Origin of the sequence: Kitasatospora sp. NPDC088779 (assembly GCF_040685395.1) — a bacterium.
Classification (GTDB): domain Bacteria; phylum Actinomycetota; class Actinomycetes; order Streptomycetales; family Streptomycetaceae; genus Kitasatospora.
Map to the genome: position 1 here is coordinate 1 of NZ_JBFBHW010000090.1, position 15,399 is coordinate 15,399.

10 protein-coding genes and 1 pseudogene are annotated in these 15,399 nt (G+C 73.7%); 1 reads left to right on the top strand and 10 read right to left on the bottom strand.

Annotated elements, in window-relative coordinates:
* Nucleotides 1-75: 75 nt before the first annotated feature.
* The 4 genes and pseudogenes from cimA to AB0P03_RS39780 form a co-directional block, all read right to left on the bottom strand.
* The gene (gene cimA, locus AB0P03_RS39765) at nt 76-1,680 is read right to left on the bottom strand and encodes a citramalate synthase (RefSeq protein ID WP_363633581.1); all 1,605 of its coding nucleotides are present in this window, start codon (nt 1,678-1,680) and stop codon (nt 76-78) included.
* A gap of 378 nt (nt 1,681-2,058) precedes the next feature.
* On the bottom strand, nt 2,059-3,171 hold the full coding sequence (locus AB0P03_RS39770) for a branched-chain amino acid aminotransferase (RefSeq protein ID WP_363589460.1): 1,113 nt from the start codon (nt 3,169-3,171) through the stop codon (nt 2,059-2,061).
* A 246-nt stretch (nt 3,172-3,417) separates the two neighbouring features.
* Complete coding sequence (locus AB0P03_RS39775) at nt 3,418-4,482, bottom strand: 3-isopropylmalate dehydrogenase (protein WP_363589462.1); 1,065 nt, start codon at nt 4,480-4,482, stop codon at nt 3,418-3,420.
* A 58-nt stretch (nt 4,483-4,540) separates the two neighbouring features.
* A pseudogene (locus AB0P03_RS39780) lies at nt 4,541-4,678 on the bottom strand (Uma2 family endonuclease); the annotation flags it as partial.
* Nucleotides 4,679-4,842: 164 nt separating this feature from the next.
* On the opposite strand from AB0P03_RS39780, the gene AB0P03_RS39785 reads away from it, so the two are divergent.
* Nucleotides 4,843-7,335: a YfhO family protein gene (locus AB0P03_RS39785; RefSeq protein ID WP_363633583.1), complete on the top strand. Its 2,493-nt coding sequence runs from the start codon at nt 4,843-4,845 to the stop codon at nt 7,333-7,335.
* Nucleotides 7,336-7,468: 133 nt separating this feature from the next.
* On the opposite strand, the gene AB0P03_RS39790 is transcribed toward AB0P03_RS39785, so the two are convergent.
* The 6 genes from AB0P03_RS39790 to AB0P03_RS39815 form a co-directional block, all read right to left on the bottom strand.
* A complete protein-coding gene (locus AB0P03_RS39790; protein ID WP_363633584.1) occupies nt 7,469-10,804 on the bottom strand; it encodes a S8 family serine peptidase in 3,336 nt (1,111 codons plus the stop codon).
* A 295-nt stretch (nt 10,805-11,099) separates the two neighbouring features.
* On the bottom strand, nt 11,100-11,261 hold the full coding sequence (locus AB0P03_RS39795) for a hypothetical protein (protein WP_350887612.1): 162 nt from the start codon (nt 11,259-11,261) through the stop codon (nt 11,100-11,102).
* A gap of 282 nt (nt 11,262-11,543) precedes the next feature.
* On the bottom strand, nt 11,544-13,133 hold the full coding sequence (serA, locus tag AB0P03_RS39800; RefSeq protein WP_363378782.1) for a phosphoglycerate dehydrogenase: 1,590 nt from the start codon (nt 13,131-13,133) through the stop codon (nt 11,544-11,546).
* Between the two features lie 237 nt (nt 13,134-13,370).
* Nucleotides 13,371-14,369, bottom strand: coding sequence for a ketol-acid reductoisomerase (ilvC, locus tag AB0P03_RS39805; RefSeq protein WP_063347727.1), 999 nt, complete (start codon nt 14,367-14,369; stop codon nt 13,371-13,373).
* Between the two features lie 115 nt (nt 14,370-14,484).
* On the bottom strand, nt 14,485-15,009 hold the full coding sequence (gene ilvN / locus AB0P03_RS39810) for an acetolactate synthase small subunit (RefSeq protein ID WP_030302941.1): 525 nt from the start codon (nt 15,007-15,009) through the stop codon (nt 14,485-14,487).
* Nucleotides 15,010-15,045: 36 nt separating this feature from the next.
* On the bottom strand, nt 15,046-15,399 hold a 354-nt coding region (locus tag AB0P03_RS39815), incomplete at its 5' end, for a thiamine pyrophosphate-dependent enzyme (protein ID WP_363633585.1).

The following is a 15,399-nucleotide window of genomic DNA, read 5'->3' on the forward strand; positions in this document are numbered from 1 at the left end:
GCCGCCCCCCCCCCCTGGCGCGGGGGGCCGCGGGGCCGCGGCCACGGCGAGTCACCCGGCGGGCTGCCCGGTGAGCTACTCGGTGGGCTCCAGGCCGGCCCGGATCAGCCCGTAGGTGTAGGCGTCCTCCAGCGCCAGCCAGGAGGCGGCCACCACGTTGTCGGCCACCCCGACGGTCGACCAGGTGGACGTGCCGTCGGTGGACTCGATCAGCACCCGGGTCTTGGAGCCGGTGCCGTGCTGGCCCTCCAGGATGCGGACCTTGTAGTCCACCAGCTCGAACCGGGCCAGCGGCGGGTAGATCCCCTCCAGCGCGGTGCGCAGCGCCTGGTCCAGCGCGTTCACCGGGCCGTTTCCCTCGCCGGTGGCGATCCGGCGCTCCCCCTTCGCCCACAGCTTCACCGTCGCCTCGTTGCCGGTGAACCCGTTCGGGCCCTGCTCGCTGATGGTCCGCCAGGACTCCAGGGTGTAGAAGCGGTCCCGGCCGCCGCGCACCTCGTCGCGCAGCAGCAGCTCGAAGGAGGCGTCGGCGGACTCGTAGGTGTAGCCGAGGTTCTCCTGCTCCTTCACCTTGGCCACCACCCGGCCGGCCAGGTCCCGGTCGGTGGACAGGTCGTAGCCGAGCTCCTTGCCCTTGAGCTCGACCGAGGCGCGGCCCGCCATGTCGGAGACCAGCATCCGCATGGTGTTGCCGACCCGCTCCGGGTCGATGTGCTGGTACAGGTCCGGGTCGACCTTGATCGCGGAGGCGTGCAGGCCCGCCTTGTGCGCGAAGGCCGAGTAGCCGACGTACGGCTGGTGGGTGGAGGGGGTCAGGTTGACCACCTCGGCGATCGCGTGCGACAGCCTGGTCATCTCGGCGAGCCGGCCCTCGGGGAGCACCCGCCGGTCGTACTTGATCTCCAGCGCGCCGACCACCGGGAACAGGTTGGCGTTGCCGACCCGCTCGCCGTAGCCGTTGGCGGTGCACTGGACGTGGGTGGCGCCGGCGTCCACCGCGGCCAGCGTGTTGGCCACCGCGCAGCCGGTGTCGTCCTGGGCGTGGATGCCCAACCGGGCGCCGGTGACGGCGAGGACGTCGGCGACGGTCTCCCGCACGCCGGCCGGCAGCATCCCGCCGTTGGTGTCGCACAGCACCACCACGTCCGCCCCTGCCTGGTGCGCGGTGCGGACCACGGCCAGCGCGTACTCGCGGTTCGCCTGGTAGCCGTCGAAGAAGTGCTCGCAGTCGATGAACACCCGCCGCCCCTGCGCGCGCAGGAACTCGACGCTGTCCCGGACCATCTCCAGGTTCTCGTCCAGGGTGGTGCGCAGCGCCAGCTCCACGTGCCGGTCGTGCGCCTTGGCGACGAGGGTGACGACCGGGGCGCCCGAGGCGACCAGCGCGGCCAGCTGCGGGTCCTCCGCGGCCTTGCCGCCGGCCCGGCGGGTGGCGCCGAAGGCGACCAGCCGGGCGTGCCGGAGGTCCAGTTCGGCGGCGGCCCGGGCGAAGAACTCGGTGTCGCGCGGGTTGGCCCCCGGCCAGCCGCCCTCGATGAAGCCCACCCCGAACTCGTCCAGGTACCGCGCGATGGCCAGCTTGTCCGCCACCGTCAGGTTGATGCCCTCCCGCTGCGCGCCGTCGCGCAGGGTGGTGTCGAACACGTGGAAACTGTCGTCGGTACGGCTGACCTCGGTCATGACCCCTGGTTCTCCGTTCGGGGAGGTTCGTACTGCTCTGCCGGATTGCGAGTCCCGGCTCCACTGTCCAGCATCCCGCGCGCGGCTCCGGTGTCCCCGAGCCCCTTGTGGGGGCTCCCGGCCGGTCCGGAGGCTGTGTTGATCGGGGCGATGCCCGAAAAACGAAAAAACCCCTCGCGGGTGCGAGAGGTCTGCGCGCGGGTCTGGACGCTGGTGGTCGCTCCGCATCGGGTCCTGCGGGAGCGGTCACTGCGGACCGGCGCGCCTGCTGTTAATAATCAGCGACAGCGAGGACACGTTCGCAGTCTGGCACACGTCCCGGCATCCGGCCCGCCCGTCTCGCGATGCGAAACGGGCCAGGCCGGAGCGGGCGCCGCCTCAGACGATCTTGTGCAGCCAGCCGTGGGTGTCGGGGGTCTGGCCGCCCTGGATGGCCAGCAGGGCCCGGCGCAGCTCCATGGTGGTCGGGCCGGGCTCGCCGGTGCCGACCGTCCAGTCGGCGGCGGCCGACTTGACCGAGCCGACCGGGGTGATGACGGCGGCGGTGCCGCAGGCGAACACCTCGGTGAGGGTGCCGTCCGCGTTGGCCTGCTGCCACTCGTCGGTGGAGATCCTCCGCTCCTCGACGGCGTAGCCGAGGTCGGTGGCGAGCTGGAGCAGCGAGTCGCGGGTGATGCCGGGCAGCAGGGCGCCGGACAGCTCGGGGGTGACGATCTTCGCGTCCTTGCCCTCGCCGAAGACGAAGTACAGGTTCATGCCGCCCATCTCCTCGATCCACCGGTGCTCGGCGGCGTCGAGCCAGACGACCTGGTCGCAGCCCTTCTCGGCGGCCTGGGCCTGGGCGATCAGCGAAGCGGCGTAGTTGCCGGCGCACTTGGCGGCGCCGGTGCCGCCGGGAGCGGCCCGGACGTACTCCTTGGACAGCCACACCGAGACCGGCTTGACGCCGCCCGGGAAGTAGGCGCCGGCCGGCGAGGCGATGATCATGAACAGGTAGGAGTTCGCCGGGCGGACACCCAGACCGACCTCGGTGGCGAACATGAACGGACGCAGGTACAGGCTCTGCTCGGGCTCGTTCGGCACCCACGCCTGGTCCTGCTGGACCAGCAGCTCGACGGCCTCGACGAAGGTCTCCACCGGCAGCTCCGGCATCGCCAGCCGGCGGGCCGAGGCCTGGAAGCGGGCCGCGTTGGCCTCCGGGCGGAAGCTCGCGATGGAGCCGTCGGCCTGGCGGTAGGCCTTGAGGCCCTCGAAGATCGACTGGCCGTAGTGCAGGGTCATGTTCGCCGGGTCGACCTCCAGCGGCGCGTACGGCGCCAGCTGGGCGTCGTGCCAGCCCACGCCCTCGGTCCAGCGGATGGTGACCATGTGGTCGGTGAAGACCCGGCCGAAGCCGGGGTTGGTCAGCCGGGCCTCACGCTCCGCGGTGGGCAGCGGGTGGGCGGAAGGCTTGAGGTCGAACGTGATGGGCGCCTGGGTGGGCGTGCTCATGGCTGTTTCCTTCACCGTGGGGTAGGTCCGGGCCGCCACCGCCGGGTGCCCGCCGCGGCCAACCAGCACCGGAACGAACGCACAACGGCACGACCCACTGTCGATACTCGCATCCAGAGGGCCGTGCCGAACAGCTGCCCGCTCCTTGGGGAGCTGCAAGCTGCGGTTATGTGGTGCGGCCCGCCGGGCCGCGACCGTTGTCGGCCCCGGCCCGTGGGCCGGAGTCCGTCAAGCGGATCCGGCCCGTCAGCCGGCTACTCGGGTGACCAGCGCGTCGCCGACCTCGGAGGTGCTGCGGGTGCCGGTGCGCTCGGCCAGGTCCGCCGCGACGGCGGCCTCCACCCGGGCGGCCTCGGCGGCGAAGCCCAGGTGCTCCAGCAGCATGGCGACCGACAGCACGGTGGCCGTCGGGTCGGCCTTGCCCTGGCCCGCGATGTCCGGCGCCGAACCGTGCACCGGCTCGAACATCGACGGGAACTCGCCGCCCGGGTTGATGTTGCCGCTCGCGGCCAGGCCGATCCCGCCGGTGACGGCGGCGGCCAGGTCGGTCAGGATGTCGCCGAACAGGTTGTCGGTGACGATGACGTCGAAACGCTCCGGCTGGGTGACGAAGAAGATCGTCGCCGCGTCGACGTGCAGGTAGTCGGTGGTGACCTCCGGGAACTCCCGGCCGACCTCCGCGAAGATCCGCGACCACAGGTGCCCGGCGTGCACCAGCACGTTGTTCTTGTGCACCAGCGTCAGCTTCTTGCGCGGACGCGCCTGGGCCCGGCGGTAGGCGTCGCGCACCACGCGCTCGATGCCGAACGCGGTGTTCAGGCTGACCTCGGTGGCCACCTCCTGCGGCGTCCCGGTGCGCAGCGAGCCGCCGTTGCCGACGTACGGGCCCTCGGTGCCCTCGCGGACCACCACGAAGTCGATGGCTCGTCGTGTCGGAGACGCGCCGTCGGACTCAGTGCCGGCCAGCGGGGACTTCACCCCGGGGAACAGGCGGCCCGGACGCAGGTTGATGTGGTGGTCGAAGGCGAACCGCAGCTTCAGCAGCAGCCCCCGCTCCAGCACGCCCGACGGCACGCTCGGGTCGCCGATGGCGCCCAGCAGGATCGCGTCGTGCGACTTCAGCTCGGCCAGCACGCTGTCCGGCAGGGTCTCCCCGGTCCGGTGGTAGCGCCGGGCGCCGAGGTCGTACTCGGTGGTCTCCAGCTTCACCTCGGCGGGAAGCACGGCACCCAGGACCTTGAGACCTTCGGCCACCACTTCCTGGCCGATGCCGTCACCCGGGACAACTGCGAGACGAATCGTGCGAGACATGCTCGGACCCTACTCCGGTGTCCCAGGGGCTGACACCCGGCGTCCACCATCCGGACGTCCGGGCATGGAACGTCGTCTGACGGGCGGAGAAGACCAGGCCACCGAGGAGCAGCTCGGTGTGGGGCGGGAGATCCCGTAGCCGATCCAGGTCGTCCGCGGTGTAGCCGGTAGCCGGAGGGCGCAGCCACCCCGGCATCGCAAGGTCGGGTTCCCTTCCCACGGGGGCACCATCGCAGGCCGATCCGCCGGGCTGCCACCTCATCACCCCTACGAGGGAGCGCGGGGGGCCTGATCCGCGCGGGGAGCGCGCTTAGGGTGACGGGGTCCGGCAATCCCTCGCGGAAACGGGGTCGAGCAGCAATGGGCGTGCGGCGGCGGGAGGTGCTGGTCTGCGGGAGCGCGGCCGGGCTGGCGGCGGGCGGGTACGCGCTCGCGGTAGGGCTGCGCGGGGCGTGGCCGACGGGGGCGGGCGAGGCCGCCCTGCCGTACCACGCCCACCTGTGGGACCTGATGCACGGACGGGCCGCCGGGGACCTCCTGTTCAACTGGAACAGCGGCTACGGCGTCCCGTTCCTCGCCGACTTCTTCGCCTACCTGATGAACCCGTTCTCCTGGGCGACCGCCCTCCTCCCCCGCGACCAGGGCCGGTTCGCGCTCCTCCTGGTCACCCTCGCCACCATCGGCCTCGGCACCGCCCTGATGGCCCACCTGCTCGGCCGGCTGCACGCCGGCCCGCACTGGCTGCGGGCGCTCGCCGCCGTCGGGTACGGGCTCTGCGCCTGGGTGCTCGACGTCGGCGGGGCGGCGCCGATGTGGCTCTGGGGCCTGGTCTCGCTGCCGCTGCTCGGCCTGGCCGCCGACTGGTGCCTGCGCGAGCGGCGCTGGGTGGCCGGCTCGCTGTGCGTCACCCTCGCCTGGGCCGGCAACCTGTACACCGCCGCGCTGGCCACCCTGATGGCCGGGCTGCTGCTGGCCGTCCGCCTGTTCGCCACCCCGCGGCCGTTGCGCCACCGGGTCCGGGTCGCCGGGCGGGCCTTCACCGTGGCCACCACCGGCGTCCTGCTCGCCTCGCCCGTGCTGTTCGTCGCCGTCCGGGCCGCGCACGGCGCCCAGCCGGAGTCCCCGGTGCAGCCGCTCGGCCCGTCCGGGCTCGGCGGGCACCTCGCGCAGTTGCTGCCCGCCACCCACGGCGGGCGGCCGCTGCCGGACGTCGCGATCGGCCTGCTGGGGCTGCTGCTGGTGTGCGGGCTGCCGTTCAACCGGCGGGTGCGGGTGCGGGAGCGGGCGGTCTGGTGCGGGGCGCTGGTGCTGGTGGTGCTCAGCTTCGTCTGGACCCCGACCGTGGTGGTCTGGCACGGTCTGGCGATCCCGGCCGGCGGGCCGTACCGGGTCGCGTTCGCGCTCAGCGGCCTGCTGGTGCTGGCCGGCTGGGTGTCACTGGCGCACCGGCCGGACCGGCTCACCCTGCTGGGCGGCGCCGCCGTGGTCGCGGTGATCGCCGCGCTGGCGGCGGGCCGGCACTCGGTCCGCGCCTCCACCTGGACACTGCTGGCCGTCGGCGGGGTCGTCCTGCTCGCCGCGCTCTGGACCCTCGACCGCCGGCACACCGACCGCCGGGCCACCGCCCTGGCGACCTGGGTGCTGGCCGGCGCGGTGCTCGGCAACTCCGTCTGGTCCGGGTACGCGGCGCTCGCCGCCGCCCCGGCCGACACCGCCTCCGCCAGCGCCGTCCGGGCCGGGTACGCGGCGGTGCGCGACGGCGCCGCGTGGCCCCGGGGCCGCAGCGACCCCGGCCCGCACGCCTTCACCACCAACGATCCGCTGCTGCTCGACGGCCAGGGCGGCGGCTACTTCAGCGGCTACCTGCCGACCGTCGCCGCCCTGCTGCTGCACGACCTCGGCGCGGGCTGGACGGCGGGCGGGCGGCAGACCGCCAGCGTCACCGACCCGGTCGGGCAGGCCCTGTTCGCCGTCCGCTCCCACCTCGACGACGGGCCGCCCCCGGCCGGCTTCGCCCCCGGGCGGGCCGCCGCACCGCCGCTCGTCACCGTGCTGCCGCCCGGCGCCCGGCCGGACACCTCCTCGGTCTGGTCCCGGCAGGAGTCACTGCTCGGCAGCCGGGTGTACGAGGCCCCGCTGCCCGTCCCGGCCGGCGGCCCGGCGCCCACCCTGCACGGCACCAGCGGCTGGTCGCTGCCCGGCGGCGCCGAGGGCACCGTCCTCACCGCGGCCTGCACCCCCGGCGGCACGGCCTACTTCCACGGCGTCTGGTACCGGGGCACGGTCAGCGGTCTCGGCACCACCTACCGCAGCGACGGCGAACAGCCCACCACCGCCGTCGCGATCCACCGGCTGGGGCCGGTCCCCGCCGACGGGACGGTCCGGGTGACCCTGCGCTCCGACACGGTCGGCCAGATCCCGGCCCGCCCAATCGGCTGCCTGCGGCCCGGCGCCCTGGACGACGCCGTCGCCCGTCTCACCGCCACCGGCGCGACCGGCGTGGCGGCCGGCGGGCACACCCTCGCCGCGACCCTCCCGGCCGGCTCCACCGGCACCGCGCTGCTGTCCGTCCCGGCCGCCGAGGGCTGGACCTGCGCGGCGGGCGGCGGCCGGTACGTCCCGCCGACGCCCGTCCTGGGCATGATCGGCGTCCCGCTCGGCGCCGGCGCCGACCGCATCGCCTGCTCCTTCCGCCCGCCCGGTCTCACCGAGGGCCTCACCGTCAGCTCCGCCACCGCCGCCGCCCTCGCCCTGGTCGCCGTCTTCACCCGCTTCTCCCGCCGCCCGGCCCGCGCACCCCGCCGCACCCGTCGGCTCGCCGCCCGGGCCGCCCAGGCCATTGACCAGGGCTGAGGCGACCAGGCCTGAAGCACCCTGCCGGGCACGGCAGACGGCCGTCGGCACCACGGAGCCCCGTCACCGAGGCGCGGCACAACGCACGGGGGCGGCCCGCCAGGTCGGCGGGCCGCCCCTCGGGCAGGTGCGGTCAGGGGAGGGTGATCACCTGGCTCCGGCGGGCGGCGGGGTTGAGGTGGTGGAGCAGGAGCAGGCGGGAGGTGTCGCCGGGGGTGCGGTGGATGTCGAGGACGGTGCCGGGCCGGACCGGGGTGGCGAGGGCCGCGGGGCCGCCGAGGCCGGCACGGATGTCGACGGCGGGATGCAGGACGTCGAGGGCCAGGACGGGGCGGGTGCCGCGCAGGCCGATGGCGGAGTAGGACTCGGCCGGGTCGGGTGTGCCGGGGGCGACGGTGCTGGTCCAGACGCCGTAGTGGATGGTGCTGTGGCCTTCCCGGACGCCCGGGAGCGCGCTCAGCCGGACGGGGAGGACGAGGGCGTCACCGTCCAGCAGGGCGGTGTCGGTGTCGCCCCAGTGGCCGTTCAGCGGCTGGACGTCGAGCTCGGCGCCGGTTCGGGCGTCGAGGGCGCGGGAGACCAGGACGTCGCTGCCGCGCAGCCGGTCGGCTTCGAGGATGACGTCGGTGGTGCCGTCGCCGTCGGTGTCCAGGGAGACCCGGACGCCGTAGAGCCCGACCGGGGTGGCGGCCGGGGCCCAGAGCTGGGCGCCCACGTAGAGCAGGTCGGAGCTGGTGGCGGCACCGACGACCCGCAGGTTGGCGGCCCGGTCGCCGGGCTGCTGGACGCAGACGTCCTGCGGGGGGTCGGCCGGCTCGGCTCCGTCGTCGGGCCGGATGCCGGCCCCGGGCCCGACGGCGGCTTCGCTGTCGGGCGGGCAGTCGGCCCAGCGGGTGCCTTCGCCGCCGAGGGTGAGGGCGGTGACGAGTCCGGGCCGGTTGCCGGGGGCGGCGCTGCCGCCGAGCATCAGGACGGTGCCGTCCCGGGTGGTGCGGGCGGCGGCGGTGGCGGTGAGGTCGGTGGCCGGGCGCGGGGCGGCGAGGACGGGGACGCGCAGTTGGGGCAGGGCCGGGTCGGTGACGGGGGTGAGCAGGACGCGGCCGGAGAGTTCGGCGCGGTAGCTGCGGGCCTTGCCGTCCTGCACGGTGTCGATGGTGGGGTCGGGGGCCCGGCCCAGTTCCCCGGGGACGGCGAGGGTGACGTGCACCCGCGCGGTGCCGCCGGCCGGGACGTCGACCTGGTCCGGCGTCACCTCGAAGGTGGCGCCGGGCAGTTCGGTGGCCGCCGCGTAGCCGGTGCGGTAGCTCAGCGGCCGGTCCGCGTGGTTGCGCACCTCGATGTCGCGGCCGAGGGCGGTCGGCCCGGCGATCTCGACCGGCCCGTAGGAGACGCCGACGCTGCCTTCGGCCGCTCCGTCGCCGGCCGCGTAGGCGACGACGGGGGTGTGGACGGCCCGGTCGACCTGGGCGCGGCCGGCGCCGGTGCGCTCGGGGCCGTAGACCGGTCCGCCGTGGTCGTCGCCGAGCCAGGTGTCGACGGCGGTGTTCATGAGCGCGGCCTTGAGCTGTTCGACCGGCCAGTCGCGGTGGGCGGCGCGGACGAGGGCGGCGAGGCCGGTGATGTGCGGGGTGGCCATCGAGGTGCCGTCCTCGCGCTGGCCGCCGCTGCCGCTGCCGACGAGGGCGGACCAGATGGTCTCGCCGGGGGCGGCGAGGTCGGGTTTGACGATGCCGGGGACGCCGATGCCGCGGGAGGAGAAGTCGGTGAGGGTGTCGGTGCGGGCGGGCTGGTTCTGGGAGACGGAACCGTGCAGCGGGTTGCCGGGGGCGGCGAGGCGGACCTCGACCGGCCCGGCCGCGGCGGCCTGCCGGAGCCGTTCGCCGTCGGCGTGGGCGAGCAGGGCGGCCGGGATGCGGTCGTTGCCGGAGATCTCGGCGAGGTGGTCGGTGTCGGCGGCGTAGAGGGCGCCGATCGCACCGGCGTCGGCGGCGTGGTCGGCGCGGGGGCCGGAGTTGCAGGCCCGTTCGGAGTCGCGGGTGCGCCAGGTGAGGACGGCGATCTTCCCGGCGAGCCGCTGCCGGTCGGCTTCGCTGTAGGCGGCGCAGCCGTCGGACTGGTCGGCGGGCATGGCGAGTTGGCCGCTGACGTCGGCGCTGGACCAGCCCTGGTAGCGCTCGCTCCAGTGGGCCGGGACGACGCCGGCCAGGTCGGCGGGGGCGAGCACGGTGAGGCCGTCGGTGTCGCTGTGCTGGTCGACGGAGGCGGCGACGGTGATGGCCCGGGCGGCGGTGCCGGGGCTGCCGCCGATGCCGTAGACGTCGCCGTCGTTGCCGACGGCGGCGACCACGACGGTGCCGAGGGCGGCGAGCCGGTCGACGGCGAGGGCATCGGTGTCGTCGGGGCTGCCGAAGCGGCTGCCGAGGGAGAGGTTGACGACGTCGAGGCGGTCGCCGAGGTCGCCGTCGCCGTTGGGGTCGGCGGCGAGGTCGAGGGCCTGGGCGAGCCGGTCGGTGGAGCCGTCGCAGCCGAAGACCCGGATCGCGTACAGCTGGGCACCGGGGGCGGCGCCGGGGCCGACCTTGAACCCGGCGGGGTCGAGTCCGGGCCGGTAGGGGCCGGTGTACGGGTGGCCGTCGGCGGTGACGCCGTAGCCGGCGGCGGTGCCGGCGACGTGGGTGCCGTGCCCGTTGCGGTCGCAGTCGATCGGATTGTCGCTGGGGTGCGGGACGGGCTGGTGGTGCGGGGAGGACGGGTCGGGGTCGTAGTCGTCGCCGACCAGGTCCTTGCCGCCGATCACCTTGGCGTTGGGGAACAGGTCGGGCGGGGCGGGCTTGCCGCGTTCGACGGAGCGGAAGGCGGCCTCGGTGCCGGGGCCGCCGAAGTCGGCGTGGGTGTAGTCGATGCCGCTGTCGATGATCCCGATCCGCACCCCCTGGCCGGTGTTGCCGTCGCCGGTGGCACCGGCCCAGACCTGCGGGGCGCCGATCAGCGGGACGGAGTAGGCGTTGTCCCGCTGCTTGCGGACGATCGGGTGGACGGCCCGGACGCCGGGCAGCGCGCGCAGGGCGGGCAGCCGGTCGGCGGGCGCGTTGACGGCGAGGCCGGTGATCAGGGTGCGGGTGCGGTAGAGCTCGCCGGCGGTGGGCACCGCCCGGTGGACGGCCGCGGCGAGCCGGTCGAGGGCTTCGCCGGCCCTGGCCCGCTGGGCGGCGCCGGCGTCCGAGGCCTCCCGGCGGGCGGCCTCCGGGGAACGCTGGGCCCGCCGGGCCCCGTCGGCGGCGCGCCGCCAGGCGGGCCCGGCCGGCTCGGTGCCGAGTTCGAGCAGGACGGAGGCCGTTCGGCCGGCCCTCGACGGCTCCGTCGGGGGCCCGCCGGAGGCCGGGGTGGCGGCGAGCGCCGCGCTCCCGGCCAGCAGGGCCAGGGTGAGTCCGATCCGGGTGATGGGTCGGCGGACGGATGGCAGGCGCACTGGGCCCTCTTCCCCCGGCAGGGGGACTGATCCGCACACCGTGTCGCTGACGCCCGCCCGCGCGAACGTCGATCACCCTTCCGGGGGCCCCAAATTAGGATGATCGCGCCGACGAGCGCGAGCAACTTCCCTCGGACGGACGCCGGTTGCACTCGACCGGGTGACCTGACGGCAGCCCGAGCGGCCTATTCGGCGGATGAACGGCCGGGCCGGCGGCGGGCCGGCGAAGCCGCGGGGGCGCCGCCCGACAACACCTGACGGACAGACCGCCGACGACGCCCGCCGGCGGTTCCCGTCAGAGGTGCCCGGTCGAGCCGCCGTTGTCGCGGCGGTCCAGCGCCCGCTGCAGGGCGGCGGCGGCGAAGGGGTTCCGTTCGGCGGCCCGGCGACGGCGCGGGGCGCGGACGGGGGTGGCGGCGGGGGTGGGGGTGGCGTGGCGGTCGGCAGTGAGGGGCATACCGGGCTCCTTGGAAGCGGCGCCCCGAAGAGGGCGCGGGAGGGGGAGGGGTACGCGCGGGGGCAGGGATCGCCTGCCCGTGAAGGCGCACGCGGACACGGGCCGAACGCCCTGTCTACAGGGTCGGCACGCCGTATCGCCCTTCCACGGTACGACCGGGCCCGGGCCGTGTCTGCACGAATACTTGGATTTCCTAGTATCTGAGACGGGAGCCACCCGGGGGAACGCAGCGGGGCCCGGACCGCCGGCGAACGGCGGTCCGGGCCCCGGGGGGCGTCGGGCTCAGGCGCCCAGGTCGACCGAGCGGGCGAAGCGGGCGCCGATCTCGGCGGCGATCGCCGACAGCACGTCCTGCGGGATCTGGCTGTCCACGGTGATGGAGGCGAGCGCGCCGCCGCCGTCGCGGGCGACCTGCATGCCGGCGATGTTGATGCCGGCGTCGCCGAGGTGGCGGCCGAGCACGCCGACCACGCCGGGGCGGTCCTCGTACTTGAAGAAGGCCATGTGGTCGGTGAGCGCGACGTCCACGTCGAAGGCGTCCACGCCGACGATCTTCTGGGTCTGCTTCGGGCCGGCCAGGGTGCCGGAGATGGCGATCTCCTCGCCGTTCGCGAGCGTGCCGCGGACGGTGATCACGTTGCGGTGCTCGGCGCTCTCGCTGGAGGTGGTCAGGCGGACCTCGACGCCGCGCTCCTGGGCGAACAGCGGGGCGTTGACGTAGGACACCGTCTCCGCCACCACGTCCTCGAACACGCCCTTCAGCGCGGACAGTTCGAGCACCTTCACGTCGTGCTGGGTGATCTCGCCGCGGACCTCGACGTCGAGCCGGACGGCGACCTCGCCGGCCAGCGCGGTGAAGATCCGGCCGAGCTTCTCGGCCAGCGGCAGGCCCGGGCGCACGTCCTCGGCGATCACGCCGCCCTGGACGTTGACGGCGTCCGGCACCAGTTCGCCGGCCAGCGCCAGGCGCACCGACTTGGCGACGGCGATGCCGGCCTTCTCCTGCGCCTCGTCGGTGGAGGCGCCCAGGTGCGGGGTGGCGACCACGTTGTCGAAGCCGAACAGCGGGGAGTCGGTGCACGGCTCCTTGGCGTACACGTCCAGGCCGGCGCCGGCCACCCGGCCGTCGCGCAGGGCGTTGGCGAGCGCCTCCTCGTCCACGATGCCGCCGCGGGCGGCGTTGACGATGCGCACGGTCGGCTTGACCTTGTGCAGCGCCTCGTCGCCGATCAGGCCGATGGTCTCGGGGGTCTTGGGGAGGTGGACGGTGATGAAGTCCGAGACCTCCAGCAGCTCCTCCAGGGTGACCAGCTTGACGCCCATCTGGGCGGCGCGGGCGGCCTGGATGTAGGGGTCGTACGCGACGATCTTCATGCCGAACGCGGACATCCGCTGGGCGACCAGGACGCCGATCCGGCCGAGGCCGACGACGCCGAGGGTCTTCTCGCTCAGCTCGACGCCGGTGTACTTGTTGCGCTTCCACTCGCCCTGCTTGAGCGCGGCGTTGGCCGGCGCGATGTTGCGGGCGACGGAGATCAGCAGGCCGCAGGCGAGTTCGGCGGCGGTGACGATGTTGGAGGTCGGCGCGTTCACGACCATCACGCCGGCCTTGGTGGCGGCGGCGACGTCCACGTTGTCCAGGCCGACCCCGGCCCGGGCGACCACCTTGAGCTTGCGGGCGACGGCCAGCGCCTCCGCGTCGACCTTGGTGGCGGAGCGGATCAGGATCGCGTCGACGTCGGCGATCGCGCCGAGCAGCTCGGTGCGGTCGGCGCCGTTGCAGTGGCGGATCTCGAAGTCGGGGCCGAGGGCGTCGACGGTGGCGGGCGACAGCTCTTCGGCGATCAGGACGACGGCGGTTTTGGATGTCACAGTGCTCACGACAGTGTGTCCTTAACTCTGCGGTTCTCCCCGGCACGTGGGTGGCGTGGACGGCGGGGGGAAGGTGGCATGCCGCGTAGGTAGACGCACGACGCTGTGGGCCTGACGCGCACTCGGAGTGTATCGACGGGCTGGGTACCAGGCTGCTCCCGTCCGGCGAAATCACCCGGACGAGAGCAGCCTACTTGTACAAGGAAGTTACAAAATCGGGCAGAGCCCGAGGCCGGTTCAGGCCTTGTCGTCGACCCAGCTCATCAGCGAGCGCAGCTTCTTGCCGGTGGTCTCCAGCAGGTGGTCCTCGTCGGCCTTCTTGTACTCGTTGTACTTGGGCAGACCGGCCTTGTACTCGGCGATCCAGGTGTTGGCGAAGGTGCCGTCCTGGATCTCGGCGAGGACCTTCCGCATCTCGGCCTTGGTGGCGTCGGTGATGATCCGCGGGCCGGTGACGTAGTCGCCCCACTCGGCGGTCTCGGAGACCGACCAGCGCATCTTCTCCAGGCCGCCCTCGTACATCAGGTCGACGATGAGCTTCAGCTCGTGCAGGCACTCGAAGTAGGCGATCTCCGGCTGGTAACCGGCCTCGACCAGGGTCTCGAAACCGGCCTTCACCAGGGCGGCGGTGCCACCGCAGAGGACGGCCTGCTCACCGAACAGGTCGGTCTCGGTCTCCTCGGTGAAGGTGGTCTTGATGACGCCGGCCTTGGTGGCGCCCAGGCCCTTGGCGTAGGACAGCGCCAGGTCGAAGGCCTTGCCGGAGGCGTCCTGCTCGACGGCGACGATCGCGGGGACGCCGCGGCCCTCCTCGTACTGGCGGCGGACCAGGTGGCCCGGGCCCTTCGGGGCGACCATGCAGACGTCGACGTCCGCCGGGGGCTTGATGAAGCCGAAGCGGATGTTCAGGCCGTGGCCGAAGAACAGGGCGTCGCCGGCCTTCAGGTGCGGGGCGATGTCGGCCTCGTAGACGTCGGCCTGGATCGGGTCCGGCACCAGGATCATGATGACGTCGGCCTCGGCCGCGGCCTCGGCCGGGGTGACGACGCGCAGGCCGGCCTCCTCCGCCTTGGCACGGGACTTGGACTCCGGCTTCAGGCCGACCCGGACGTCGGCGCCGGAGTCGCGCAGGGACAGCGCGTGGGCGTGGCCCTGGCTGCCGTAGCCGATGACCGCGACCTTGCGGCCCTGGATGATGGACAGGTCGGCGTCGTCTTCGTAGAACAGCTCGGCCACGGGGGCACATCTCCTTGCGTGATGGTTGCCGGGTACGCGCTCTCTACGGTAGGCGTACCGGCGGGGGTGTGGGGCGGTGCTTCAGGGTGTGAGACGGTCGGCGTCTCGGGGGTGCTCAGGCGCTGCGGTCGAGGGCGCGCAACGAGCGGTCCGTGATCGAACGGGCGCCGCGCCCGATGGCGACCAGGCCGGACTGGACCAACTCCTTGATGCCGTAAGGCTCCAGCATCCGGAGCATGGCCTCCAGCTTGTCCGAGCTTCCGGTGGCCTCGATGGTCACCGCGTCCGGGGACACGTCGACGGTCTTGGCACGGAACAGCTGGACGATCTCGACGATCTGCGACCGGGTCTCGTTGTCGGCGCGGACCTTCACCAGGACCAGTTCCCGCTGGATCGCAGCGGATTGGTCGAGTTCGACGATCTTTATCACGTTCACGAGCTTGTTGAGCTGCTTGGTGACCTGTTCCAGCGGGAGGTCCTCGACGTTGACCACGATGGTCATCCGGGACACGTCCGGATGCTCGGTCGGGCCGACGGCGAGGGAGTCGATGTTGAAGCCCCGACGGGAGAACAGGGCGGCGATGCGGGCGAGCACGCCGGGCTTGTTCTCGACCAGGACGGAGAGGGTGTGCTTGGACATGGGGTTCCTCAGGCGCTCTGGAGTTGAAGGGGGGCGTTAGTCGAGGTCGTCGCCGAAGTCGGGGCGGATGCCCTTGGCGAACTGGATCTCGTCGTTGCTGGTGCCGGCCGCGACCATCGGCCAGACCATGGCGTCCTGGTGGACGATGAAGTCGATGACGACCGGGCGGTCGTTGATCTCCATGGCCTGCTTGATGACGGCGTCCAGGTCCTCGGGGCGCTCGCAGCGCAGGCCGACGCAGCCCATCGCCTCGGACAGGAGCACGAAGTCGGGGATCCGGGTGCCCTGGGCCGGGGGCGCGATGCCGTCGTGGTCGGGGCCGGCGTGCAGCACGGTGTTGGAGTAGCGCTGGTTGTAGAACAGCGTCTGCCACTGGCGGACCATGCCGAG